Raw genomic sequence first — 23,818 nt, 5'->3', positions numbered from 1 at the left:
AGATAAGTCATGTAACATCAAAATCATTATTAACACAATATATTGTGTTTTGTAATTACACAAGACTATAAATGCTGTGTTTTCTAATTATTTTATCCATATCTAATTTTACGTTATCAACCGATAGACACCCCTCAATAAATCCTTCTGCTGTCTGCAATCGCTTAGCCACTTCATTATGAGAAATGCCAAGTTTTGAAGCCATTGAGCGTAAAGGATAATTCTTCACATAGTACATAATAACCAACTGAAACAAGTAACTATTATTTACCTTTAAATGTAATACCGCTTTATTTATTTTTAAGCCATCATCATCAGAACATTGCTCTCGGCTTCGTCTTGAACTTGGAATTAATCCTTTAAAACCTGCGGCAATTGATGAGTAATCGATACTATTTCCCTCATTAGCTGACCACGCACCCCAACGTGATAAAACTTCCTGCATATCTCTCATACTAATACTCCCCGTGCCGTATACACGTTAAACCAATGCCCCCATTCCTAATGAACGGTTTAAAAAAGAAAATAACAATTCGATTTGATTGCCATAAGTGGCTTCCCACAATTTCGGATCATGATGCAATTCATCATGATGTTGACGACATAATGGAATAGTGAATAAGTCATGAGCTTTCGTTCCCATGCCTCCCATACCATGGCCGATGATATGATGTGGATCATCAGCTTGTTGTCCGCAAACACAACATGGCTGTGTTTTTACCCATTGAAGCCATTGGGTATTCTCCCAACGGCACATTTTAGGTTTAAGAAGAAATGAGGCTGGAGGTTCAGGATCGACAGTCACATTAATAACGGGTTTTATAGCATCTAAACGCGCATTCATTGCTGATAGTGCTGTCACTTCATTTGGAACAATATCAGCTTCAGGAAAACCGCCATGCACTCTACGATCTTTAGTTTTATCAGGCCAATTTAAGATACGGCGCAATATAGCATCAGGTAATTTATCAACCAGTTTATGCATCACGGCAAAAGCAAAAAAATCAGGTATCGTCAGCGAATGGCTATCATCTAATCTCAAACGACTACGAATAGTATCTACCATCCAAGCAATACGATTTTTATGAGCCAATTCAGCAACCCATTCAGCTGATGAATGGCGAATATGATTATCATGGTACCAACAAGTCCGTATCACACCGTCTTTATGCCATGTGGTTGTTAATTCATGATGATGATAACTGTCATGCTTATCGTTAATCTGACAACAATGGATATTTCTGCCTATCCACATATTCATCGATGACAATCCTCCCATAGCTTGGAGAACTTTTTTATTATTCAAAAAATCAACAATGCCCTTGTTATCCAATAATGGCTGTTCATTTCCTGTTAATGCCCCAGAAGGCCATTTATCTAAACTTTTTGGTACATCGCTAATAATCACGCGCGAATGTGGTTTAAATTGCTTAAGCAACTCCGCTCCAGGCTTCAATAAAACAACGCCAAGGTCAGACTGAATATAGGGCGTTAAGAGTAGTTTCATTAAATCTCATCCTCAACTTTATATTCAGCCCATAACCCTGCAATCCACTTCACACCTTTAGTAGTAAACCTTGATTGTGCAAAAGCGTGGTTATTTTTTTGGTTCGTTCCCGTTTTTATCTCAAAGCGACCAAGATCGACATGAGTTTGATAAGGCGTAAACGTATTATTCAAGCGATACATAATTTTCTTATCAATTAAAAAACAACGAAAATCGGTTTCTTTCGCCTGCAGTAATTTACACACTTGTCGAAATGTCATAGAACCATGGGATAAAACATAATTATCAACAAACTGAGCCTTAGGTGTCGCAATCGCCAGTTCACTTTCCAATTTTTGTTTTTCTTCTGCTAAGTCTGCTGCTAATCGCAATGCTTCTGGTAATGTTTGAGGAATGACTGGCTGCATTTTTGATTCTAATTCCTGCCAGCGATCAACTATTTTTGCTGTGAACTGAGGTGACAATCGAGCTACCAACACCAGAGAGTCTCTTTTATTAAAACGATATTCAGTATATTGATTGCCGTTATGTTCAAAAGGGAACTCAGCCAATGGCTGGGTTAAAATTTGAGCAACAAAAAGCCTATCGGCAGAACGCTTAACATCGGAATGATTACTTCCCGTTAAACTGGCAATCTCTCGACTCGACATAGTTAATTCACGATTCATTATGGGTAATACTGAAACTTCCATTATTTTTTGCATCATGCTATTTCTCTCCACGTTTTACTCGTGACCGTACATCACGTGATTAAATGGGCAGATTATTCTCTCCTTCACAATATCCATTAACATCAACTCAGGCATAAGTACCCCATAACCCCAATAATGTCACTACAAACCAAAAACCAACGAACAAAATGTATTTAGTTAGCATTACTGAGTCTCCTGTAACATTTCTATCGCTTGCTTCCAAATGCTGCTCCATGCTTGGCGACCTGAAAACTCACTCATACGACGAATGCCTGTTTTACCTGCTAGCTCAAGTGCAATTTCTTCAATGCGGTTTTTAGGTTTAGACCGAGAGCCAATCAAGCGGGAAAAGGCACTATCACGTTCAACGGTGTCAACTTGAACCTTTAGCTCATCCTTTGGCTTTTGACTACGAACGAATAGTTCATCAAAGTGTTTACGTAACTTACGAGGACTTAAAATGTTTTGGTACCAGAATGAGTCTTTGTTGGCCCAATCGAACAAGGCACAAATTTGCTCATGGGTACGCCCATCGATTTGACGCATCAAACGAATATCGTTCGCCCAGTCATACCAAGTAGGCTCTAGCGCAGATGGATTTAGTTTTTTAACACGACCAAACATCCATTTCGCCGTTTTTAAATCACCTTCATCGCCCCATTTTTGGAAGTTAGCGCTGTAAATCACTGCTTCAGGATAACGAGTTAAAAAATCATTTTTCGGCTGGTCGCTGGATTCGTCAGAATTCTGCGACGAATGATCTGTTTCTGTTGTACTCTCTGAAGTAATCTCTGTTGTATTCTCTGTAAGATCAGGCCATTTTGACCCGTTCAGAACAGTGCATTTTGAACTGTTTGACGGTTTCAATTTGCGCTTATCGATAAGGTCATTTTGAACTGCTCGATTAGATGTATTATCACTGTTCGATTGGGTCATATTGACCCCATCAGTTAGCAGATGGTGATCGTAGTTAATCGCATAATAATTAGTACGGTCATGGTTCGATTTATTGATTTGCTCAATGCGTAAAACACCCTGCTTTTTCAAATTAGTAAAAGCACGTTTAATCGTTGATTCAGAGAAAAAAGGAAATTGATTCTTCCACTCTTCAACTGTGTTATAAATCCAGCGTGAGCCGTCATATTCAACACCTGAAGTAGTTTCAGTTAGCCAATATTGAATTTGCTGTAACAGCATCGCCTCATTTAAACCAAGACGTACCGCTAATTCAGGAATAACGACTAAAGGGCGACTTTTTAGTAATAATAAACTCATCTTGCCACCTCATTACTTAATACGTGTGTACTTCTCTTTAAAACGCTGTACAGGTTCACACTGTGGGTCGTCACAACCATCAAGCATAAAAATAACGCGCTGTTTTTCTCTGTCATAACGAACAACATGAACAACGATACCTCGGTGATTTTTATAGTAGCGATCAAGTTGGTTTGGGTTCTCATTGTTCATTGCCTCGTCCTCAGCCCATTCTTTGAATTAAAATCATCTACCAGCCAACGCATAAATTGGTAGTTGGTTTCTTGGTAGCCATTTGGTACTTTAATTTCATAGACAAAACGGCCATCACGTATTGAAGCTCGCACTTGCGTGCGACATGCTAAGTTTGATAATCTACTCATGCTAATTTCTCTTCACACAATTGAAATTTGCAAACCGAAGCCAGCGACCGTACATCGTTGGCTTCACCCTTTCTAAAGCCCATCATTATTTTTTCTTCCGATGTAATGAGATAAATGCATTAACAAATGCACGACCACTTGCTATTACGCGATCTAGCATTACGTTAAGTTGTTTCTCTTCTTCACTATCAACAACGCCATCCTCTAAACTTTTTTCTAAAAAAATTGCCAGTTCGCCTTGTTTTGAACCAACTTTGTTGTGTAGACGAAATAACTCAGGTTCATCTATCTCGTCGGGTTTAATACGTTCCACCAGCAACATTCCAGACTCACGAGCAATGAATTCAGCAAACAGAACAGTTTTAGAAATATCTTGCATGGCTAACAGTTCGTTTAAATCAAATGAACGACAGCCGTTTTTTTCATACAGCTTGTTATTGAATGATGTTAAAGACAGGCCAAGCGCACCAGCCATCGCTTCACGCCCACCAGCTGTTGCCTCACACATTTCTTTCACTACTTGTTTTATTGATTGGTTACTCATAAATACCTCTCTTTATTAAAACCACAGCCATTGGCAAAAAGTCTTGCGTGGCATCACGTAATACTTCCCTGGGTTGTTCCGGTAAAACCGTTTGGCTTTTAGCTCATGAAGCTTCATCCAGCGCTTACGTTTTGCTAATATTCGTGGGCTAATACACTCGCTAAACATTATCCCTAGTGGGATCATCACTAAGGACGCAAATAACATACCGATAAGGGATGACTTAACATGCTCGATATCTTCTTGGGTCACTTGGTCTCGTTTCTCAAAACCAGCCTCAGTCTTATTACTTTCTTTTGGGCTATTTTTTCCTTTTTCTTGGGAACTTGGCTTGGTCATTCCCTCGCTCGCAGAAGAGACAAAAGAAAGGAATTCAATGCCATTGCAGATCCGTTGTTCTTGCTTCTTGATAAATTCCTCGACGATTGTAAAGACGGGAAAAGAGACATGCCCCGCATCACTCGTGATGACTTCAGAGCCTTGCGCCCTCACTTGACCACAAGACAATGCAACAACTATAACCATGCCGTAGACAGCTTTTTTGATACTCTTAAAAGCAATGAGCTTTATGAGAACGATTGGATTTATCCTGTTATTAGGAACCCTGCAGAGATGATCCCCAATATCAATAACCTTATGGTTTTTATTAAACGACGTTAATTTTATTGAGTGATTCATTTCCTACCACCATTGATAAGTTCTTGTAGTTAACTGCTTTAAACTGTTTTGCTATTGTTTATTTCAATAAAGTAAGTATAAAAATCATTGTTGAGTTCCCCGTAAATAAGACCAATCAACATCAGGCCTTAGTTCTTCACATCGAACCACTCCTGAAGTTACTTTTTCTATTTCAGGGCAACGTCGTGCTGGAATTTTTCGAGTTCCATTGATCCATTGATTTACTGTAGGCGGTGAAATACCCAAGCGTTTAGCCATTTCAGACTGCCCACCGACATAATTACATGCTTTTTTTATTGCGGTTGTGGCACTTATTTGATCCATTATTCAATTACCTCCGGCCTATATTGAAATACAATGTTAGGCTAAGCCTAATGTTAAATCAATAGGAATTGCCTACACAATATAAAGATAAGATAATTAGGCTATGCTTAATGGTAAAGATTTAGGCCGAGCGATAGAGCAGGCAATTAATAAAAAACTATCATCAGGATCAGTTAAATCAAAAACTGAGATTGCTCGACATTTCAATGTAAAGCTACCATCTATTTATGATTGGATAAAAAAAGGCTCCATTTCAAAAGATAAGCTACCTGAATTATGGAGTTATTTTTCTGATGTTGTTGGACCTGAACATTGGGGCTTAAAGGAGTTTCACCTCCCAGTAAATAAAGCTGAATCAAGATGTACACATGATGAACATCAACTTAATAGCCTTATTCATGCTTATATGTCAGCTTCGGCAGAAAGAAAAGAAATAATAAAATATCTTTTGCTGCAAAATAATACAAAAGAACCTTCTTGGGTTAATAGTGATACTAGGGCATACATTATAACTTTAGAACGACAAGCCTCTGAATGGTTAAATAACAATAAAAGCAATAAAAAATCCTCAAAGCGTCCAGCTTAAACTCATTTGGTCTGATGGAAACTTGTTAAGCTAGGCCTTTCCTAATTATCTACTCAATTGATTTTGATATAAAAAATAATCATCGTCTAATTTCATTTAATTTATTAGGCATAGCCTATTGACTAAAGATTAGGCTTAGCCTAATATCATTTATAACAATAAGCTAAATTTTTATATGTGAAGGAAAAGTAAATGATAACTGAACCAGTAATCATACTTCCAGTAAGTTTCACTGATGAAGATATTGCAAACTAGATGCTGAAATAGACGAGTACAGAATCAAAAGTGCTATTCAAACACAAAATAAATGATTTTTATGTGTGAAGAGAACGTGTGAAGAGAAACAATGGCTGACTGAGTCTTTTACCATTAAAAGGGGTTGTGGTGATAATGTTCTGCTCAGTCAGCCATTTTTATAAAGTTAGTTTTATAACCAAAGAGCGTGGGCGTGAAAAAAAGTAACCCGCAGTCAGCTAGAAATCCGAATCCCAATCGGGCTGATGCAACCACAGGTGGTCCGCTCTTTTTGATTATGAGTCTAACAATAAGCAAGGGTACTGGCATTATTTGTGAAATGTCTTATCAGGATTATGTCAACTCGCTAGTGCCCTTTCTTATTGTGTGAAGTGATAACGTGAGGTTATAGAAATGAGCCAAGAAGATCGTAAGACAAATGTCCCTGACTTTCTTTCCGAATTGGACGCTGGCGTTTTTGAAAATAAAGTCTCTGCTGTTTTAAATGATGTGGCTTTAGGCGTTTTAAATAATGGTGGAAAAGGCAAAGTCACTATTGAATTAGATTTTGCTCGCCTTAGTAATTCAATGGAAGAAAAACGAGTTGAAATAACTCATAAACTTAAGTTCTCTGCACCAACACCACGCGGGAAACGGGCTGAAGAAGATACTACTAAAACACCAATGTACGTAGGTAAAGGTGGTAAGTTGACCATTATGCAAGAAGACCAAGGTCAATTATTTTCTTTGCAAGGTCAGCCCGACGGGAAATTAAAATCCGTTAATTAGTTTCCTTATTTTTAATTAAACCTATCCATTTAATTTAATGCTTTTAAATAAGTAGGAGTTTATTCATGTCTCAATTAGACGGTAGTGCTATTTCGCAAATTCAAAATATGGCAGTGGCTTCATTAAGTCTCGAAGCAATAGAGAAATCTCTTTGCCCCGCCATTGTTCTTCCAAATGAATTTAAAGTGAGTAGTTTGGAAAATTTACAAGAAGGTCGCTTCCGTTTCCGTGGTGAAATGAAAACAACCAGTATCAGTGACTTTGTTAAATACTCAATCAAAAATGCAATTGATGAAGGTGTTAGCTGCTTTATTGATGCCGATGAAATGAGTGCCAAAACTATTTTTAATATCGGCACAATTGGTGAGCCTGGTCATGCTGATAATACTGCTCTTGTGAAATTAAAACAAACTGCCCCATTCGCAGCACTATTAAAAATTGATGGTGTTAAACATCGTCAAAAAGAATTAGCGGAATGGTTAGAAGACTGGCGTGATTATTTAATGGCGTTTGATGCTGACGGCAATGTTTTAGATATCAAACAAGCTATTTCTGCTGTCCGCCGTATTACAATTGAATCAACACGCTCTGCTGAACATGAAGATCACGATTTTAGCGCCAAACGTTCAGTATTAGAAAATGTTGAAGCAAGAAGCAAAGATGTTATGCCTACTGCATTCCAGTTTACCTGCACCCCATATGACGAGTTAAAAGAACGTAGTATTAAATTGCGTTATAGCGTGCTTACTGGCGGTGATGTTCCCGTTTTAGTGCTCCGTATTGTCCAACTTGAAAACCTTGAAGAACAAATCGCTCAAGAGTTTCGCAATCTACTTTGTGATGAATTTGATGAAAGTGATATCGAAACATTCATTGGCAAGTTTTCAGCTTAATTATTAATTAATCGCCATCTTATTGGTGGCGATATTACTCAAATAGGAATAACTGAAAATGGCTAACGGATCAGTAAACAAAGTAATTCTTATCGGCAATTTAGGGCGTGATCCTGAAATTCGCTACCTGCCTTCTGGTGGTGCTGTTGCCAATTTAGCTGTGGCCACATCAGAGAAATGGCGTGACAAACAAACAGGTGAAAATCGCGAAAAAACAGAATGGCATCGTGTCGTTTTGTTTGGAAAGCTTGCAGATATCGCCAGTGGCTATTTGTGTAAAGGCTCCCAAGTTTATATCGAGGGCCAACTACAAACGCGCGAATGGGATGATAACGGTGTTAAACGCTATACAACAGAAATTGTTGTAAAGATTGGCGGTTCAATGCAAATGCTAGGTGGTGCTAGTAAATCAGCAGGTTCACAACCGGCACAGCAAAACCCGCCACCGGCTCAACCTCAAGCACAGAGTAGTCAGCCACCAATGGATTTTGAGGATGATATTCCCTTCGCACCTATTGGGCTTATGTATCCACGCCATTTAATTAATGTGGTTTAACCCACTTACTCAGTGCAAGGATGCAAACAGGAGATAGATATGGCTATTACATTAACAACAAAGCAAATAATGGCTATGGCTGATTTTGCTGGCTTAAAGGTAGACACACACGGATTAGACATTAATGATGAGACTGAATACACCATCGAGCCATGTAGAGACAAAGAAACCGGTCGTGTGCATGTATTTTACTGTACTGAATATCCAGAAGAAGGCGCCATTCAGCTGGACTAATTAACTCGCAGGGATGCAATAAGAGGAATGAATATGAGTAAGCGGATGGTTTTAGTTGCAAGAACAAATAAGGTTGGTTCTGACTCTGAATGTGGGCTGGGTATTACTGAGGACGAATGGGATAAATTAACCGAAGAAGAGCAATCAGGATATATCAATACTGCAATTGATAATCTTGTTGATTGGTATGTGAAGACAGAGGGATAAGGTGCAACGATGAAAGTTGAACAATCTCAAGTTACTAAGTTAGTAATAACTGATGTCGAGCGTCACGACCCTATTCATGTTTACCTTGAGGATTATGGAGATAATCAAAACGGTCGTGTCACTATTAGCGAATGGGGAAATTCATGGTCTTGCTTTTGGGGCTCGATGGGTAGCCCACTAATTGAGTTTATTCAGCGTATCAATAATCACTACTGGATAGGCAAGTTAGATTCTAATTTAATCTATGAGATAGATGATGATGACGATGCAAATGCTGAATACGCTAAAAAACAAGTTATCAAACTACGCAACGATAATGAAATAGATAAATATGAAGCAAGGGAATATTGGGATTTAATCGAAGCATCAGATAATGTTAAAGATGAGTGCTGTAATAGTTTTTTAGGTGGTAAGTTGCTTAGTTTGTTTGGTGATGATGCTTGGTATAACGATTGGCCCACTATACCTAACCCTCAATATCTAAGAATGGAATCACGATTAAACGCTGTTCGCGAGGCATTAAAGCAAATAAAGGTGGTATGATGGATAAATACAATAGAGAACAAATGAAATTAGGCGTTCTATATGCTCGCAATCATTTAATTAGCGCATACAGAGCTAACTTTATAGAGTGTGATGAGAAACCGTTTGCAATGTTTATGAATGCATTATCTCACATTGCAAAGGAATCTATCGATATTGAATTAATGATGGATAGTGTTTTGTTATGCAATGATGAAGCTGAAAATTGGATTAAATCAAAGTTGGTATATAAAAATGAAACCAATACTTGATATGTGTTGTGGCTCTCGCATGTTTTATTTTGATAAACAAGACGACCGAGTTTTATTTAATGATATTAGAGCTGAAGAACATATTTTATGTGATGGAAGAATTTTAAATATAACACCAGATATTATTTCTGATTTTAAAAACCTGCCATTACCAGATAATACCTTTTATCAAGTACTATTTGACCCACCTCATTTAATTAGAGTTGGTAAAAATAGTTGGATGTTTAAAAAGTACGGGCGATTAAATAAAGAGTCATGGAAAGACGATTTATCAAAAAGGTTTAGTGAAGCATTTAGAGTGCTTAGGCCTGGAGGAACATTGCTGTTCAAATGGAATGAAACCCAAATACCTGTTAAACAAATTTTAGCACTAACAGACCAAAAACCAACAGCGGTACAGCGTGTAGGTAAGAACGATAAAACGCACTGGATCTCTTTTCTTAAGGAGATCAGTAAATAATTACCACCAGCATTAACGAATATCTATTTAAACTGTGTACGGACAGTGTGGAGAGAAAATATGTCAAGAATGGTAAGTCTTGAGGCGTGGGCTATGTTGGAATTTGGTGAAGAATCCCCCAGCATAACGGTATTACAAAAATACGCAAGAAATAATCTTATCGCACCTCCAGCAATGAAAGTTGGTAGAAAGTGGATGGTCGATAGAGAAGCTCGTTATGTGGGTTATTTATCTTTACCAAAAATTCCGACTAAATCAACGGAGCGACTTCAGAGGATAATTTCAGATGGCTGCCAGACCGCGAACCCATAAAATAACCATTCCTAACTTATACCGTAAATTAGATAAGCGTAATGGAAAAATTTATTGGCAATATAAACACCCTATAACGGGAAAATTTCATAGTTTAGGCACCGACGAGCAAGAAGCGAGAGAAACGGCTATTCAAGCCAATACAATTATTGCTGAACAACATACTCGACAGTTATTAAGTATTAATGAACGGTTATCAAAAATTAAGACAAACAAGTCTGAAATATCTGTTGATATATGGGTGGATAAATATTTGGATATTCAAAAAGAAAGATTAGATATCGGTGAATTAAAAATTAATTCTTATCGACAGAAAATGAAACCTATTAATTTATTTCGTCAGTATTGTGGTACGAAAATATTGAAAGAGATAACTGCTTTAGATATTGCCGAAATAATAGATTCAGTCAAAGCATTAGGACATTCAAGAATGGCTCAGGTCGTTCGCATGGTGCTCATTGATGTATTTAAAGAAGCTCAACATGCTGGCTACGTTCCTCCTGGTTACAATCCAGCTAAAGCAACAAAACAGCCTAGAAATAGGGTTAAAAGAGAGCGTATGACGCTTGATGAGTGGAATACTATTTATCTACAAGCTGAAAAGCATCCCCCTTACCTGCAATGTGGAATGTTGCTTGCGTTAATTACTGGTCAAAGAATAGGTGATATTTGTAATATGAAATTTACGGATATTTGGGATGACATGTTGCATGTGCAGCAGGAAAAAACAGGCAGTAAATTAGCTATCCCATTATCATTAAAATGCGATGCCCTTAATATGTCCTTAAGGGATGTCATTGCAAGGTGTCGTGATGCCGTTGTGAGTAAATATCTTGTACATTATCGGCATACAACATCCCAAGCAAAACGAGGCGAACAAGCCACGCCAAATACATTAACCACAACGTTTAAAAAAGCGCGAGATAAGTGTGGGTTAACTTGGGAGAAAGGTACTGCACCAACCTTTCACGAACAACGCTCTTTGTCTGAGAGACTTTATCGCGAACAAGGAATAAATACACAAAAATTATTAGGCCATAAAACCCAAAAAATGACTGATAAATATCACGACGATAGAGGCAAAGAATGGCAAATTATTGCTGTTTAATTAAACAGTTTTGGGGAATAGTTTTGGTGGGGTTTTGGGGAATAATTTTATAGTACAAAAAATAAACGGGAACTAATAAGCTCCCGTTAACTATTTATCAAATCAATAATTACATATGTTTGATAATCGCGTCACCAAACTCGCTACATTTCAGCAGTTTAGCGCCGTCCATTAGACGTTCGAAATCATAAGTAACGGTCTTCGCTTCGATTGCGCCTTCCATACCTTTAATGATTAAGTCAGCGGCTTCTGTCCAACCCATATGGCGTAGCATCATCTCCGCGGAGAGAATAATAGAGCCTGGGTTAACTTTATCTTGTCCGGCATATTTTGGTGCTGTTCCGTGAGTCGCTTCAAATAATGCACACTCATCACCAATATTAGCGCCAGGAGCAATCCCAATACCGCCAACTTGTGCTGCTAATGCATCAGAAATATAGTCACCGTTTAGGTTCATACAAGCGATAACATCATACTCGGCTGGGCGTAACAGGATTTGTTGTAAGAATGCATCTGCGATAACATCTTTAACAATAATATCTTTACCTGATTTAGGGTTCTTAATTTTAACCCAAGGGCCACCATCTAACAGCTCACCACCAAATTCTTCACGGGCTAATTCGTAACCCCAATCTTTAAAGGCACCTTCGGTAAATTTCATAATATTACCTTTATGCACCAATGTAACGGAGTCGCGATCGTTATCAATTGCATATTCAATCGCTGCGCGAACTAAACGTTTAGTCCCCTCTTCTGAACATGGCTTAATACCGATACCACAATCTTGTGGGAAGCGAATTTTGGTTACACCCATTTCATCTTGCAGGAACTTAATCACTTTATCAGCTTCTGCTGAGCCGGCTTTCCACTCAATACCGGCATAGATATCTTCTGAGTTTTCACGGAAGATAACCATATCCGTCAGTTCTGGGTGTTTTACTGGGCTTGGAGTGCCTTTGTAATAACGCACTGGGCGCAGGCAAACGTAAAGGTCGAGTTGTTGGCGTAGTGCCACATTTAATGAACGGATACCACCACCTACTGGTGTAGTAAGAGGACCTTTAATAGAAACACGATATTCACGAATAAGATCTAAGGTTTCTTCTGGCAGCCAAACATCTTTACCATAAATTTGTGTTGATTTTTCACCGGTGTAGACTTCCATCCACTCAATCTTACGTTCATTGCCGTAAGCTTTTTCAACCGCTGCATCAACAACTTTTAACATTGCTGGCGTGACATCGATACCGATACCATCCCCTTCGATATAAGGGATAACCGGATTATTTGGAACAACAAGCTTACCTTTAGCATCTAATGTAATTTTAGCACCATTAGCCGGAACAACTACTTTGCTTTCCATTTACCTCTCCTTTCATGTAAGCGCACGCTTTGTTAATTTTTTGTAAGAGACCTGTCAATACTACTTGATTATTCAGCTAACGCCAATCGCTTCTCTTTTAAGGTATAATCAATCTCCCATTTTTGACAAAAAATAGCTATGGCAAATCAATTTAACAATAGATCGAAACTACGCAAATCTCACGCACTAGCAGGACAAAAAAAACCTTCTCGCCCTAGAGGTGAGCGTAAAGTGATTATCTTTAATAAACCCTTCGATGTCCTTGTGCAATTTACCGATGACAGCGGTAGAAAAACGCTAAAAGATTTTATCCCCATTCCTGATATTTATGCGGCAGGACGGTTAGATAGAGATAGTGAAGGTCTGTTAGTATTAACAAATGATGGCAAATTACAGGCCAAATTAACTCAACCAAATAAAAAAACAGGGAAAGTCTACTATGCTCAAGTAGAAGGCATTCCCACAGAGATAGCGTTACAACAATTTCGTGAAGGACTTAACCTAAAGGATGGGAAAACACTACCTGCAAAAATTGAAAGGGTAGAACAGCCAACGTGGGTTTGGACGCGATTTCCACCTATTAGAGAGCGTCAATCTATTCCGACTAGCTGGTTAAAAATCACTTTATTTGAAGGAAAAAACCGCCAAGTTAGACGTATGACTGCCCATATTGGTTATCCCACATTACGCTTAATTCGTTTTAGCATGGGAAATATTACCTTGGATAATCTATTACCGGGTCAATGGAAGGAGATTAATTTTGTTTAAACCACATGTCACTGTTGCTTGTATTGTTCATGCAAACAATAAATTTTTAGTTGTTGAAGAAACGGTAAATGGCAAAGCCACATGGAATCAACCCGCAGGACATTTAGAAGCAAATGAAACCCTGATCCAAGCGGCACAACGAGAGTTATGGGAAGAAACCGGTTTAACCTTGCCGGTACAATATTTTTTGAAATTACATCAGTGGGTGGCACCGGACAATACGCCATTTTTGCGTTTTTTATTTTTGATAGAAGCACCAGAACAATTAGCCACACAACCACATGACGATGATATTAATGGCTGCTACTGGGTGACCGCGCAAGAGATAATCAATAGCCAACAATTACGTTCACCGCTGGTAAAAGAAAGTATTCTTTGTTATCAACAAAATGAACGTTATCCACTCTCTTTACTGGATAGCTTTGGTTCAACATTTGCCTCTTAACAATGACTTTCATAGTTAAGAAGGCAAAAAATGTATTCGTTTGATGCACCCTTGATAGTGATATGGTAAAGTATGGCGCTTATTTTTCCGCAGTGAGATCCATTCATGTCAGATAACAGCCAAAAAAAAGTCATCGTTGGAATGTCCGGTGGCGTAGATTCATCCGTCTCAGCCTATCTTCTTAAGGAACAGGGATATCAGGTCGTTGGTCTGTTTATGAAGAACTGGGAAGAAGATGACGATACAGAATATTGCTCAGCTTCTGCCGACCTTGCCGACGCGCAAGCCGTGTGCGATAAGCTTGGCATAGAACTTCACACTATCAATTTTGCCGCTGAATATTGGGATAATGTATTTGAACACTTTTTATCTGAATATAAAGCTGGCCGCACCCCTAATCCCGATATTCTATGTAATAAAGAGATAAAATTTAAAGCATTTTTAGAATATGCAGCTGAAGATTTAGGGGCCGACTATATTGCAACGGGCCACTATGTTCGTCGCCGTGATATTGATGGTAAAAGCCAATTACTGCGCGGTGTTGATAACAACAAAGATCAAAGCTACTTCTTATATACATTAAGTCATCAGCAAATCGCCCAAAGCCTTTTCCCTGTCGGTGAAATGGAAAAACCTGAGGTGAGAAAAATTGCAGAGAAGCTTGATTTAGCCACCGCCAAGAAAAAAGACTCTACGGGGATCTGTTTTATCGGTGAACGCAAGTTTACTGATTTCTTATCGCGCTATTTACCTGCCAAACCGGGTCCTATCGTCACCGTAGATGGCGAAACCATTGGTGAACATCAAGGGTTGATGTATCACACCTTAGGTCAACGTAAAGGTCTGGGTATCGGTGGCACAAAAGAAGGTAGCGAAGATCCTTGGTATGTAGTCGATAAAGATGTTGCAAATAACATATTAATTGTCGCACAAGGTCATGAACACCCTCGATTAATGTCCGTAGGCTTAATTGCTCAACAACTTCATTGGGTCGCAAGAGAGCCTATTACCGAAGCTTTTCGTTGCACGGTGAAAACACGATATCGCCAAGCTGATATTCCGTGTACAGTAACACCATTAGATGAAGATAAAATTGAAGTCCGTTTTGACTATCCTGTTGCTGCTGTTACACCAGGGCAATCGGCCGTTTTCTATCAAGACGAAGTCTGTTTAGGTGGCGGTATTATTGAAACACGTATTCAGGAGTAGATGTGGCTAAAGATTTTCGTGATATTACCCTTGCACTGGCAGGTATCTGCCAGGCAAGTCGTCTTGTTCAGCAAATTGCTTATCAAGGGAATGCAGACGAGAAAGATGTTGAAGTCATGGTTAACAGCATTTTTAATATCAACCCAACTTCAACCTTGGATGTTTATAGTAATCAAATAAGTCATTTGAAATTAGGTTTTCAAACCATAAAAGCTATCCATCAAGCGGTAAGAAGAGAAAAACTCACGTTTGAGTTGATGACTTATCAACAAGGCCTGATTAACCTTGAACGTATCATCAACAAAAATAACGATTACAGTTCGCATTTGTCACAAAAAATATCTCAACTTGAACGACAAAAAAATTATTTTGAACCGCTTTCTGACGGATTATTTAATGCTCTCGCTGGCGTTTATAGTGATGCGGTCAGCCCTGTAGGGCCAAAAATTCAAGTTAATGGTTCGATTGAGTTACTTAAAAACCCTATTATTCAAGCCAAAGTTCGTGGATTACTTCTGACAGGTCTTCGTAGTGCCGTACTTTGGCGTCAAGTAGGTGGTCGCCGTTTTGATTTTTTACTCCATCAAAAAACCATCTTACGACAAACTGATGATTTTCTCGCTCAATGTTAATACTTTAAAATTCAACCTGGGAGTTGCCAACAATGGAATTATCTTCGCTGACAGCGATTTCACCGATTGACGGTCGTTACGGTAGTAAAACCTCGTCGTTACGGACTATTTTTAGTGAATTCGGTCTTTTGAAATTCCGTGTACAGGTAGAAGTTCGCTGGCTACAAAAGCTAGCATCTTGCACCGACATTAAAGAAGTTCCCGCCTTTGAACAAAACGCAATCGATTACCTTGATGCAATTGTTGCTAACTTCAATGAAGATGATGCTGCCCGTATCAAAACTATCGAGCGCACCACCAATCATGATGTGAAAGCGGTTGAATATTTCTTAAAAGAAAAAGTGGCAGCTATCCCTGCACTACAGCAAGTTTCTGAGTTTATTCACTTCGCTTGTACTTCTGAAGATATTAATAATTTATCCCATGCCATCATGTTAGAAACAGCACGCCAAGAAGTGCTACTACCTGCATGGCGCGAGCTTATTGATACTATCAGTAAAATGGCGCAAGCATATCGTGATTTACCCCTGCTTTCTCGTACTCACGGACAACCGGCAACACCTTCAACGGTAGGAAAAGAGTTTGCAAACGTTGCATACCGTATGGAGCGTCAATATCGCCAGCTTACTCAAGTAGAAATTTTAGGTAAAATTAATGGTGCAGTAGGTAACTATAATGCTCACCTAGCTGCCTATCCTGAAGTTGATTGGCACCAATTTAGTGAAGAATTTGTTACTTCATTGGGGATCACATGGAACCCATATACTACTCAAATTGAGCCACACGACTATATTGCCGAGCTTTTTGATTGCATCAGCCGCTTTAATACAATTTTAATTGATTTTGACCGTGATATTTGGGGTTATATCGCTCTTAATCACTTCAAACAGAAGACCATTGCCGGTGAGATTGGCTCATCAACAATGCCTCATAAAGTGAATCCTATCGATTTTGAAAACTCTGAAGGTAATTTAGGTTTAGCTAATGCCGTTATGGGGCATCTTTCCAGCAAATTACCAGTTTCGCGTTGGCAACGTGATTTAACTGACTCAACCGTACTACGTAACCTAGGTGTCGGTATCGGTTATGCATTAATCGCTTACCAATCAACCATGAAAGGCTTAAATAAATTAGAAGTTAATGAAAGTCATCTTCGTGAAGAGTTAGATAGCAACTGGGAAGTTCTTGCTGAACCAATCCAAACGGTTATGCGTCGCTATGGTATTGAAAAGCCTTATGAAAAACTTAAAGAGTTAACTCGTGGTAAACGGATCACGGCACAAGATATGGTTGTGTTTATTGACGGTTTAGCGCTACCAGAACAAGAAAAAGCACGCTTAAAAGCGATGACACCTGAAAGCTATATTGGTTTTGCCAGTCAACTTGTTGATAAATTAGATTAATTTATCCCATACTTAAAAGGCAGATAATCTCTGCCTTTTTTTATATCGATAACCCGTCCTAAATAAGATAAAAACTATCTATAACTTAAACACATTGTCCGTTACGGTATTCTTTAAGTGCTAGATTGACTATCATTATCTTAATTTCTCTTATAGCAACTGATTTTTACTGATGTACACAAGGTGGAATATGCGGATCTTAATTATTGAAGATAATATCTTACTTCGCCATCATTTATCTGTGCAGTTTCGCGATGCAGGACATCAAGTTGATGCAGCACAGGATGCGAAAGAAGCCGATCACTTTATCGCAGAAAGTACACCTGATGTCGCCATTGTTGATTTAGGTCTTCCTGATGAAGATGGTATCAGCCTTATTCGTCGATGGCGGGAAAATAATATTACTATTCCCATTATGGTATTAACGGCTCGAGAAAGCTGGCAGGAAAAAGTGACCGCATTAAATGCCGGTGCTGATGATTATGTGACAAAGCCTTTTCATTTTGAAGAGATCGTGGCACGCGTTCAGGCATTAATGCGAAGAAACATGGGCATTGCATCACAAATACTGACTATTGCCCCTTTTGAGTTGGATTTATCACGTAAAGAGTTCATGATCTTAGGTGAGCAAATCAAGCTCACTGCATTCGAATATACTATTTTAGAAACATTAATGCGTAATCAAAACAAAGTGGTGAGCAAAGATGTGCTAATGCGCCAACTTTATCCTGATGCAGAGCAGCGAGAAAGTCATACCATTGATGTTCTTATGGGGCGTCTGCGCAAAAAAATTCTCCAAAAATATGATAATGATGTCATTGTAACTGTACGTGGACAAGGTTATCGTTTTGATATGAAAGCTTAATATGCATAAAAAACAACGTTCGCCCTTCTCTTTACGAACAAGATTTTTACTTGCCACCAGCGCCATTATTTTAGCACTGACACTCTCTTATGGTTTGGTTGCCATAGTCGGTTCTATTGTCAGTTTTGATAAAACGACTTTTATGCTAATGCGTAGCCAAAGTAATCTCTACTATAGCTTAGCGCAATGGAAAGATGGGCAATTGCAGATTGAATTTCCGACTAACCTCAATAACAACAACACATCGCTGGTGGTTATTTTCGACGAGAAAGGCAATGTGCTATGGACGCCAACGGATTTACCTCAGGTGATCCCAAACAGTATCGCGCCAAAATGGCGCAATAAAGAAGGCTTATTTGAAATTAGTGTGAATGTTAAAACGACACGTTTTATGTTACAGCAACTGCCTCAATATCGAGCCTATCTAAAAAAACTCAACGAATATTCAAGTAATGATACCTTAACGCATTCCGTGGTTATTAATCACTATCCTGCGGCGGATAATATGCCTTATCTATCCATTGCGGTTATCGATCCTATTCCTCAAAGTCTGCAAAATGTAAGTAGAGTCTGGGATTGGTTTCTCTATATATTACTAGCTAATTTTCTTTTGGTGATCCCATTAATTTGGTTAGCAGCCCATTGGAGTTTAAGGCCGATTAAATCCATTATTGAGCAGATCAGCGCGTTGGAAAAAGGCACTCGCGATAATTTAGATGAAAATCCTCCTAAAGAGCTCAAAGGATTAGTTTATAATCTCAACATTTTATTGCGTAATGAACGCAACCGTTATAGTAAATACCGTACCAGTTTATCTGATCTGACCCATAGCTTAAAAACCCCCCTTGCTGTTTTACAATCAACATTACGTGCTCTACGTGCTGGCAAACAAATGTCTATAGAACAAGCTGAGCCAATTATGCAAAGTCAAATTGAACGAATTTCACAGCAAGTTGGTTATTATTTACATCGAGCTTCTCTTCACGGCGATCACGATATAACAACACGTAAGCTCCACTCTTTATCAGGCTTACTTGACAATCTTTGTAGTGCACTTAATAAGGTCTATCAATCCAAAGGCGTTGATATAACATTAAATGTTTCCCCTGAAATGATGTGGTTAGGTGAAAAGAATGATTTTATGGAAGTCATGGGAAATGTACTTGATAATGCTTGTAAGTACTGTTTAGAGTTTGTCGAGATCAATGTAAGTCATGATGACAATTGTGTGATTATCACCGTAGATGATGATGGCCCAGGAGTCAGCCCAGAAAAAAGGGAGCTTATTTTTCAGCGTGGTACACGTGCAGATACATTGCGCCCAGGACAAGGCTTAGGATTATCAATTGCTGTTGATATTATTGAGCAGTATAACGGTGATATCACCATTACCGATAGTCCATTAGGGGGGGCGAGACTCATCGTCACCTTTGCTGAGCAACAACTCACTACTGAAATAGAGTAACGCTCTTCTCTATCAACTTATATTATTGCTGATTCAATTTAGGTCTTATCACAATAAGATTGCGAGATGTATGATAACTACGCAGTTGTCAGTATATTACTCGTTATTACTCACATTGCACCAAGGAATGTTTAGCAGGAAGTTGTAATTCATTATATGATATTTTTAGGCTTCCCAAATTCAGGAAATACACAATGGACTATAAACTTAATTTAGATTGGCAATCATTTTTAGAAAGCCATTGGCAAAAACGTCCTTTATTAATCAAAAACGGCTTCTCTGGTTTTATTGATCCTTTATCTCCTGATGAACTTGCGGGTCTTGCAATGGAAGATGAAGTGGATAGCCGTCTTGTGAGTTGTCAAGATGGGCAGTGGGGAGTTAAACATGGGCCTTTTGAGCACTTTGAAGGTTTGGGCGATAAAGATTGGTCGTTATTAGTTCAAGCGGTCGATCACTGGCATTTTCCAAGTGCGGCATTGATGAAACCTTTTCGTGTGTTGCCCGATTGGCGTATTGATGATTTGATGATCTCTTACTCTGTTCCCGGAGGCGGTGTGGGCCCTCATCTTGATCAATATGACGTATTTATTATTCAAGGGCAAGGTCGTCGTCGTTGGCGTGTGGGTGAGAAAATCCCAATGAAACAGCACTGCCCTCACCCGGATTTACTTCAAGTTGATCCTTTTGATGCCATTATCGATGAAGAATTAGAGCCGGGTGATATTCTGTATATTCCACCTGGATTTCCTCATGAAGGTTATGCCATTGAAGAATCACTAAACTATTCTGTTGGCTTTAGAGCACCTAATGCACGAGAGCTATTTAGCGGTTTTGCTGACTATGTTTTAGCAAATGACTTAGGAAGCTACCGTTACAGTGATCCTGATCTTACTCCTCGAGATAATCCGGCATTAGTCCAGCATCAAGAATTAAATAAGTTGCATGATATGATGGAAGACTTACTTGCCCAACCCGAAGTATTCCGTCATTGGTTTGGGGAGTTTATTTCTCAATCTCGCCATGAACTTGACTTGGCCATTCCTGAACCTTTATATGAAAATGCTGAGATCCACGATTTACTGCAACAAGGTGAACAACTTCATCGTTTAAACGGTATTCGCGCACTGCGTGTTGGTGATAGTTGCTTTGTTAATGGTGAATTAATGGATACTCATCATATTGAAGCTGCAGATGCCCTTTGCCAATATGATTGTATTGATAAACAACATTTAGGTGATGCTTTAGCAGATCCAAAATTTATACGCTTATTGACGCATCTTGTTAACCAAGGCTATTGGTATTTTGAAGATTAAGTATAAATAAACTATTTTTATACAAACACACCCAGCTAATTATAGCTGGGTGTTATTTTAACTATGTTAATAAACAGTAACTGTTATCTTATTAAATAATATATTGCCTCTTTTAGTAACGTTCTTGTGCCATAAAATAACCATGGCAAAATGATAAAGAACGCACTCTGTAGCCCTAAAAGTAACCAGGTATGCTTATCATTTGATAAATATAAAGAAAATATAATAAGATGGGTAATTAAAAAATAGCTGAAAACGATAATAAACGATGCTTTATACTCTTGTTTACTAAAAGTATTATCACTGGTTATCGGTATTTTTTTACACAGACATTCTGATCTTGTTTGTTTTATTATTATTTTGGAGAGTACAGCCATTACGCAAATATCCTTATATCATTTTATTTAGATTATAAAGAATATTATTTGAAATAATCGGCCAATAACTTATAAAAAACAAACTTATTTTTAAAGTTTAATTTTAAATTATATGAAAACAAACCTATATTTAAAAGACAAAGATAAAATAATAGCCGAGATTGTCGGCTATTATGGGGCAATTATTTTACATAACTGCTCTATTAACAAATAACTTTTGCTTTTTCTCTTTCGGCAGTAATTTCAGCAATTCGCATAATAACACTTACTGCGGCTTCCATACCTTCTAAAGAGATAAATTCATGTTTGCCATGAAAATTATACCCACCCGTGAAGATATTTGGGCAAGGTAATCCGCGGTAAGAGAGTTGAGCACCGTCTGTACCACCACGAATAGGCTTAATATCAGGTTCAATATCACAATCAATCATTGCTTGTTTTGCAATATCAATAACATGTGGATACTGAACCACTTTATCATGCATATTGTAGTAGCTATCATCAATAGTTAGTTCAATATAGCAATCAGGATGTAGACCTTTACCTACTTTTTCAGCAATCGTGATCATGTTTTGTTTACGCTTTTCAAACTGATTGCGATCAAAATCACGAATAATATAGTGCATTTCGGCTCTTTCCACCGTACCTTTAATACTTTGTAGGTGATAAAAACCTTCATAGCCTTCTGTGTTTTCAGGGGTCTCTTCAACAGGTAATTCTTGGTGAATACGCGAAGCGAGTCCTAACGCATTTACCATCACGCCTTTGGCACTACCGGGATGAACATTATTACCAACGATTTTAATACTCACAGAAGCGGCATTGAAATTTTCATATTCCAATTCGCCCACACCACCACCATCAACGGTATATGCCCAGTTAGCACCAAATGCTTTTAGGTCGACATAATGTGCACCACGCCCTATCTCTTCATCCGGCGTAAATGCAATACGGATATCACCATGAGGTCGATTTTGTGCTTTTAAACGTACCATCGCAGTGACTATCTCTGCGATACCGGCTTTATCATCAGCACCTAATAGAGTTTTACCATCCGTTGTAATTAATGTTTTACCAATCATTGAGTGTAAAATTGGAAACATAACCGGTGATAATACTTCATCACCAATACCTAGCGCGATATCACCACCACGGTAATCTTCAAGCACTTGAGGTTTTACATGTTTACCTGAAAAATCAGGTGAAGTATCAAGATGGGAAATAAAGCCAATAACAGGTACAGGCCAAGATACGTTAGAGGGCAAACTCGCCATAACGCATCCTTTATCACTGAGTGTCACATCAGAAAAACCCAGTTTTTTTAATTCTTGTACCAGTGCCTTCGCTAATTTTAGCTGACCATCGCTACTTGGTGACATTTTCGATGATGGTTTCGATTGTGTATCAAAACTAATGTATTCAAAAAACCGTTCTAATAATTTATCCATTTTGCCCCCTAAATCTCTCTAATAACAATAATAGGGAACTCTATAAAATAATTATTGCGTCAAATCAGCTTTAGGATCATTAATTAAATCAAACAATTTATGGACATATGCATCAACCACTTGGCTTGCGGGGCCATAATGTTTTTCTTCAAACTCACTCTCCACTAAGCTAGGTTCAAGGTTAAGCTCAACCGTGTGAGCCCCTGTTAACCGTGCTTCATGGACAAACCCAGCAGCAGGATAGACATTCCCCGAAGTGCCAATAGCGATAAAGAGATCTGCCTGTGCTAAAGCGTGATAAATTTCATCCATGCCGATTGGCATTTCGCCAAACCAAACAATATGTGGACGTAGAGGAGAGGGAAATTGGCAACAATGGCAATAATCTGTCGTTGATAAATCCCCTTTCCATTCAAAAACTTGACCTGATTGCGGACAGCGGACTTTCAATAACTCACCATGCATATGGAGAATATGTTTACTCCCTGCTTTTTCATGTAAGTTATCAATATTCTGCGTGACCAGCAGGAAATTGTCCTTTCCAAGATATTGCTCAAGTTTTGCTAATGCATAATGTGCTTCATTAGGTTGAATTGAGGGTTGTTGTAATTGACGACGGCGCTCATTGTAAAACTGCTGAACCAGCTTAGGGTTGCGGTGATATCCCTCTGGCGTTGCCACATCTTCAACGCGATGCTCTTCCCACAATCCATCTTCTGATCGAAAGGTTTTTATACCTGATTCAGCCGAAATGCCCGCCCCGGTTAGCACCACTACTTTGGGTAAATTCATTTCATGTTCCGTTTTATGGGTTAAATGAAAATAACGACAACGTGAGTGTTGTCTACGTAAACTTTTTATCTTACGAAACTTCCTAAGCCGACGATGACGAAGTTTAAGTTTCATCATGGCAATCCTTGGTTTTTATATTTAACAATCAATAAAAATTGATAACTTTACTGTCTTATTTCC

Annotated in this window: 31 protein-coding genes; 19 read left to right on the top strand and 12 right to left on the bottom strand. The window is 38.5% G+C overall.

What is annotated here, in order from left to right; translation table 11 throughout:
- Window positions 1-55: 55 nt before the first annotated feature.
- The 9 genes from PMI_RS04475 to PMI_RS04440 form a co-directional block, all read right to left on the bottom strand.
- Window positions 56-454, bottom strand: a complete 399-nt coding sequence (locus PMI_RS04475; RefSeq protein ID WP_004251637.1) for an antiterminator Q family protein — start codon at window positions 452-454, stop codon at window positions 56-58.
- A 27-nt stretch (window positions 455-481) separates the two neighbouring features.
- The gene (locus PMI_RS04470; RefSeq protein ID WP_004251638.1) at window positions 482-1,507 is read right to left on the bottom strand and encodes a DUF968 domain-containing protein; all 1,026 of its coding nucleotides are present in this window, start codon (window positions 1,505-1,507) and stop codon (window positions 482-484) included.
- Window positions 1,507-2,214, bottom strand: coding sequence for a phage regulatory protein/antirepressor Ant (locus tag PMI_RS04465; RefSeq protein ID WP_004247134.1), 708 nt, complete (start codon window positions 2,212-2,214; stop codon window positions 1,507-1,509). The genes PMI_RS04470 and PMI_RS04465 overlap by 1 nt, the downstream gene beginning before the upstream one ends.
- A gap of 168 nt (window positions 2,215-2,382) precedes the next feature.
- Window positions 2,383-3,474, bottom strand: a complete 1,092-nt coding sequence (locus PMI_RS04460; RefSeq protein WP_004251644.1) for a phage replication protein O — start codon at window positions 3,472-3,474, stop codon at window positions 2,383-2,385.
- 12 nt (window positions 3,475-3,486) lie between these two features.
- Window positions 3,487-3,666 carry a DUF4222 domain-containing protein gene (locus PMI_RS04455; RefSeq protein ID WP_004251656.1) on the bottom strand — a complete coding sequence of 60 codons (180 nt, stop codon included), beginning with the start codon at window positions 3,664-3,666 and terminating at the stop codon, window positions 3,487-3,489.
- The gene (locus tag PMI_RS19425) at window positions 3,663-3,836 is read right to left on the bottom strand and encodes a hypothetical protein (RefSeq protein WP_004251659.1); all 174 of its coding nucleotides are present in this window, start codon (window positions 3,834-3,836) and stop codon (window positions 3,663-3,665) included. The genes PMI_RS04455 and PMI_RS19425 overlap by 4 nt, the downstream gene beginning before the upstream one ends.
- 85 nt (window positions 3,837-3,921) lie before the next feature.
- Window positions 3,922-4,380, bottom strand: a complete 459-nt coding sequence (locus PMI_RS04450) for a YmfL family putative regulatory protein (protein WP_004251662.1) — start codon at window positions 4,378-4,380, stop codon at window positions 3,922-3,924.
- Window positions 4,381-4,395: 15 nt separating this feature from the next.
- On the bottom strand, window positions 4,396-5,058 hold the full coding sequence (locus PMI_RS04445; RefSeq protein ID WP_004251663.1) for a hypothetical protein: 663 nt from the start codon (window positions 5,056-5,058) through the stop codon (window positions 4,396-4,398).
- 84 nt (window positions 5,059-5,142) lie between these two features.
- Complete coding sequence (locus tag PMI_RS04440) at window positions 5,143-5,382, bottom strand: transcriptional regulator (protein WP_004247129.1); 240 nt, start codon at window positions 5,380-5,382, stop codon at window positions 5,143-5,145.
- Between the two features lie 103 nt (window positions 5,383-5,485).
- Here PMI_RS04440 and racR point away from each other — a divergent pair, with 103 nt between their 5' ends.
- The 11 genes from racR (at window position 5,486) to PMI_RS04385 (ending at window position 11,555) form a co-directional block, all read left to right on the top strand.
- The gene (gene racR / locus PMI_RS04435) at window positions 5,486-5,968 is read left to right on the top strand and encodes a DNA-binding transcriptional repressor RacR (RefSeq protein WP_004247128.1); all 483 of its coding nucleotides are present in this window, start codon (window positions 5,486-5,488) and stop codon (window positions 5,966-5,968) included.
- Window positions 5,969-6,616: 648 nt separating this feature from the next.
- On the top strand, window positions 6,617-6,991 hold the full coding sequence (locus PMI_RS04430) for a YfdP family phage-associated protein (RefSeq protein ID WP_012367779.1): 375 nt from the start codon (window positions 6,617-6,619) through the stop codon (window positions 6,989-6,991).
- Between the two features lie 65 nt (window positions 6,992-7,056).
- Window positions 7,057-7,884, top strand: coding sequence for a YfdQ family protein (locus PMI_RS04425; protein WP_012367778.1), 828 nt, complete (start codon window positions 7,057-7,059; stop codon window positions 7,882-7,884).
- A 58-nt stretch (window positions 7,885-7,942) separates the two neighbouring features.
- On the top strand, window positions 7,943-8,440 hold the full coding sequence (gene ssb / locus PMI_RS04420) for a single-stranded DNA-binding protein (protein WP_012367777.1): 498 nt from the start codon (window positions 7,943-7,945) through the stop codon (window positions 8,438-8,440).
- A 39-nt stretch (window positions 8,441-8,479) separates the two neighbouring features.
- Window positions 8,480-8,674, top strand: coding sequence for a hypothetical protein (locus PMI_RS04415; protein ID WP_041707084.1), 195 nt, complete (start codon window positions 8,480-8,482; stop codon window positions 8,672-8,674).
- Window positions 8,675-8,707: 33 nt separating this feature from the next.
- Window positions 8,708-8,881 (top strand): DUF7167 family protein, encoded by a 174-nt coding sequence (locus tag PMI_RS04410; RefSeq protein WP_232504904.1) that lies wholly within the window; start codon window positions 8,708-8,710, stop codon window positions 8,879-8,881.
- A 9-nt stretch (window positions 8,882-8,890) separates the two neighbouring features.
- Window positions 8,891-9,424, top strand: coding sequence for a phiTE_072 family protein (locus tag PMI_RS04405; protein WP_012367774.1), 534 nt, complete (start codon window positions 8,891-8,893; stop codon window positions 9,422-9,424).
- Window positions 9,424-9,675, top strand: a complete 252-nt coding sequence (locus tag PMI_RS04400) for a hypothetical protein (RefSeq protein ID WP_012367773.1) — start codon at window positions 9,424-9,426, stop codon at window positions 9,673-9,675. Before PMI_RS04405 ends, PMI_RS04400 begins: the two co-directional genes overlap by 1 nt.
- Window positions 9,659-10,135 carry a class I SAM-dependent methyltransferase gene (locus tag PMI_RS04395; protein WP_012367772.1) on the top strand — a complete coding sequence of 159 codons (477 nt, stop codon included), beginning with the start codon at window positions 9,659-9,661 and terminating at the stop codon, window positions 10,133-10,135. The genes PMI_RS04400 and PMI_RS04395 overlap by 17 nt, the downstream gene beginning before the upstream one ends.
- 60 nt (window positions 10,136-10,195) lie before the next feature.
- The gene (locus PMI_RS04390) at window positions 10,196-10,447 is read left to right on the top strand and encodes an excisionase (protein WP_012367771.1); all 252 of its coding nucleotides are present in this window, start codon (window positions 10,196-10,198) and stop codon (window positions 10,445-10,447) included.
- On the top strand, window positions 10,422-11,555 hold the full coding sequence (locus tag PMI_RS04385; protein WP_012367770.1) for a site-specific integrase: 1,134 nt from the start codon (window positions 10,422-10,424) through the stop codon (window positions 11,553-11,555). The genes PMI_RS04390 and PMI_RS04385 overlap by 26 nt, the downstream gene beginning before the upstream one ends.
- A gap of 109 nt (window positions 11,556-11,664) precedes the next feature.
- On the opposite strand, the gene icd is transcribed toward PMI_RS04385, so the two are convergent.
- Complete coding sequence (gene icd / locus PMI_RS04380; RefSeq protein WP_004247120.1) at window positions 11,665-12,918, bottom strand: NADP-dependent isocitrate dehydrogenase; 1,254 nt, start codon at window positions 12,916-12,918, stop codon at window positions 11,665-11,667.
- A gap of 138 nt (window positions 12,919-13,056) precedes the next feature.
- Between icd and rluE the strand changes: the two genes are divergently transcribed.
- The 8 genes from rluE (at window position 13,057) to PMI_RS04340 (ending at window position 21,021) form a co-directional block, all read left to right on the top strand.
- On the top strand, window positions 13,057-13,686 hold the full coding sequence (rluE, locus tag PMI_RS04375) for a 23S rRNA pseudouridine(2457) synthase RluE (protein WP_004247119.1): 630 nt from the start codon (window positions 13,057-13,059) through the stop codon (window positions 13,684-13,686).
- The gene (locus tag PMI_RS04370) at window positions 13,679-14,131 is read left to right on the top strand and encodes an NUDIX hydrolase (protein ID WP_004247118.1); all 453 of its coding nucleotides are present in this window, start codon (window positions 13,679-13,681) and stop codon (window positions 14,129-14,131) included. Before rluE ends, PMI_RS04370 begins: the two co-directional genes overlap by 8 nt.
- A 105-nt stretch (window positions 14,132-14,236) precedes the next feature.
- Complete coding sequence (gene mnmA, locus PMI_RS04365; protein WP_004247117.1) at window positions 14,237-15,340, top strand: tRNA 2-thiouridine(34) synthase MnmA; 1,104 nt, start codon at window positions 14,237-14,239, stop codon at window positions 15,338-15,340.
- A 2-nt stretch (window positions 15,341-15,342) separates the two neighbouring features.
- Window positions 15,343-15,972, top strand: coding sequence for a high frequency lysogenization protein HflD (gene hflD / locus PMI_RS04360; RefSeq protein ID WP_012367769.1), 630 nt, complete (start codon window positions 15,343-15,345; stop codon window positions 15,970-15,972).
- Between the two features lie 32 nt (window positions 15,973-16,004).
- A complete protein-coding gene (purB, locus tag PMI_RS04355; protein WP_012367768.1) occupies window positions 16,005-17,375 on the top strand; it encodes an adenylosuccinate lyase in 1,371 nt (456 codons plus the stop codon).
- A 190-nt stretch (window positions 17,376-17,565) separates the two neighbouring features.
- Window positions 17,566-18,240 (top strand): two-component system response regulator PhoP, encoded by a 675-nt coding sequence (gene phoP, locus PMI_RS04350; protein ID WP_004247114.1) that lies wholly within the window; start codon window positions 17,566-17,568, stop codon window positions 18,238-18,240.
- Window position 18,241: 1 nt separating this feature from the next.
- Window positions 18,242-19,705 carry a two-component system sensor histidine kinase PhoQ gene (phoQ, locus tag PMI_RS04345; RefSeq protein ID WP_004251833.1) on the top strand — a complete coding sequence of 488 codons (1,464 nt, stop codon included), beginning with the start codon at window positions 18,242-18,244 and terminating at the stop codon, window positions 19,703-19,705.
- A gap of 194 nt (window positions 19,706-19,899) precedes the next feature.
- Entirely contained in the window at window positions 19,900-21,021 is a 1,122-nt protein-coding gene (locus PMI_RS04340) for a ribosomal protein uL16 3-hydroxylase (protein ID WP_004247112.1), read from the top strand.
- 580 nt (window positions 21,022-21,601) lie between these two features.
- On the opposite strand, the gene pepT is transcribed toward PMI_RS04340, so the two are convergent.
- Window positions 21,602-22,846, bottom strand: coding sequence for a peptidase T (pepT, locus tag PMI_RS04330; RefSeq protein ID WP_004247111.1), 1,245 nt, complete (start codon window positions 22,844-22,846; stop codon window positions 21,602-21,604).
- 51 nt (window positions 22,847-22,897) lie between these two features.
- Window positions 22,898-23,755: a Sir2 family NAD+-dependent deacetylase gene (cobB, locus tag PMI_RS04325; RefSeq protein WP_004247834.1), complete on the bottom strand. Its 858-nt coding sequence runs from the start codon at window positions 23,753-23,755 to the stop codon at window positions 22,898-22,900.
- Window positions 23,756-23,818: the final 63 nt, after the last annotated feature.

The sequence above is a fragment of the Proteus mirabilis HI4320 genome (assembly GCF_000069965.1).
In the GTDB taxonomy this organism is placed as follows: domain Bacteria; phylum Pseudomonadota; class Gammaproteobacteria; order Enterobacterales; family Enterobacteriaceae; genus Proteus; species Proteus mirabilis.
The sequence above is the reverse complement of the archived record's forward strand: the minus strand, read 5'-3'. Positions and strand labels throughout refer to the sequence as shown.

Coding starts and splice junctions, on each gene's coding strand:
- PMI_RS04450 (WP_004251662.1), bottom strand. CDS start 4,380: ATGAGTAACCAATCAATAAAACAAGTAGTGAAAGAAATGTGTGAGGCA.
- PMI_RS04460 (WP_004251644.1), bottom strand. CDS start 3,474: ATGAGTTTATTATTACTAAAAAGTCGCCCTTTAGTCGTTATTCCTGAA.
- PMI_RS04445 (WP_004251663.1), bottom strand. CDS start 5,058: ATGAATCACTCAATAAAATTAACGTCGTTTAATAAAAACCATAAGGTT.
- ssb (WP_012367777.1), top strand. CDS start 7,943: ATGGCTAACGGATCAGTAAACAAAGTAATTCTTATCGGCAATTTAGGG.
- icd (WP_004247120.1), bottom strand. CDS start 12,918: ATGGAAAGCAAAGTAGTTGTTCCGGCTAATGGTGCTAAAATTACATTA.
- pepT (WP_004247111.1), bottom strand. CDS start 22,846: ATGGATAAATTATTAGAACGGTTTTTTGAATACATTAGTTTTGATACA.
- PMI_RS04410 (WP_232504904.1), top strand. CDS start 8,708: ATGAGTAAGCGGATGGTTTTAGTTGCAAGAACAAATAAGGTTGGTTCT.
- phoQ (WP_004251833.1), top strand. CDS start 18,242: ATGCATAAAAAACAACGTTCGCCCTTCTCTTTACGAACAAGATTTTTA.
- phoP (WP_004247114.1), top strand. CDS start 17,566: ATGCGGATCTTAATTATTGAAGATAATATCTTACTTCGCCATCATTTA.
- PMI_RS04400 (WP_012367773.1), top strand. CDS start 9,424: ATGGATAAATACAATAGAGAACAAATGAAATTAGGCGTTCTATATGCT.
- PMI_RS04395 (WP_012367772.1), top strand. CDS start 9,659: ATGAAACCAATACTTGATATGTGTTGTGGCTCTCGCATGTTTTATTTT.
- PMI_RS04465 (WP_004247134.1), bottom strand. CDS start 2,214: ATGATGCAAAAAATAATGGAAGTTTCAGTATTACCCATAATGAATCGT.
- PMI_RS04405 (WP_012367774.1), top strand. CDS start 8,891: ATGAAAGTTGAACAATCTCAAGTTACTAAGTTAGTAATAACTGATGTC.
- racR (WP_004247128.1), top strand. CDS start 5,486: ATGCTTAATGGTAAAGATTTAGGCCGAGCGATAGAGCAGGCAATTAAT.
- PMI_RS04470 (WP_004251638.1), bottom strand. CDS start 1,507: ATGAAACTACTCTTAACGCCCTATATTCAGTCTGACCTTGGCGTTGTT.
- rluE (WP_004247119.1), top strand. CDS start 13,057: ATGGCAAATCAATTTAACAATAGATCGAAACTACGCAAATCTCACGCA.
- PMI_RS04425 (WP_012367778.1), top strand. CDS start 7,057: ATGTCTCAATTAGACGGTAGTGCTATTTCGCAAATTCAAAATATGGCA.
- PMI_RS19425 (WP_004251659.1), bottom strand. CDS start 3,836: ATGAGTAGATTATCAAACTTAGCATGTCGCACGCAAGTGCGAGCTTCA.
- PMI_RS04475 (WP_004251637.1), bottom strand. CDS start 454: ATGAGAGATATGCAGGAAGTTTTATCACGTTGGGGTGCGTGGTCAGCT.
- PMI_RS04415 (WP_041707084.1), top strand. CDS start 8,480: ATGGCTATTACATTAACAACAAAGCAAATAATGGCTATGGCTGATTTT.
- mnmA (WP_004247117.1), top strand. CDS start 14,237: ATGTCAGATAACAGCCAAAAAAAAGTCATCGTTGGAATGTCCGGTGGC.
- PMI_RS04385 (WP_012367770.1), top strand. CDS start 10,422: ATGGCTGCCAGACCGCGAACCCATAAAATAACCATTCCTAACTTATAC.
- PMI_RS04455 (WP_004251656.1), bottom strand. CDS start 3,666: ATGAACAATGAGAACCCAAACCAACTTGATCGCTACTATAAAAATCAC.
- PMI_RS04340 (WP_004247112.1), top strand. CDS start 19,900: ATGGACTATAAACTTAATTTAGATTGGCAATCATTTTTAGAAAGCCAT.
- PMI_RS04440 (WP_004247129.1), bottom strand. CDS start 5,382: ATGGATCAAATAAGTGCCACAACCGCAATAAAAAAAGCATGTAATTAT.
- PMI_RS04390 (WP_012367771.1), top strand. CDS start 10,196: ATGTCAAGAATGGTAAGTCTTGAGGCGTGGGCTATGTTGGAATTTGGT.
- purB (WP_012367768.1), top strand. CDS start 16,005: ATGGAATTATCTTCGCTGACAGCGATTTCACCGATTGACGGTCGTTAC.
- PMI_RS04430 (WP_012367779.1), top strand. CDS start 6,617: ATGAGCCAAGAAGATCGTAAGACAAATGTCCCTGACTTTCTTTCCGAA.
- cobB (WP_004247834.1), bottom strand. CDS start 23,755: ATGATGAAACTTAAACTTCGTCATCGTCGGCTTAGGAAGTTTCGTAAG.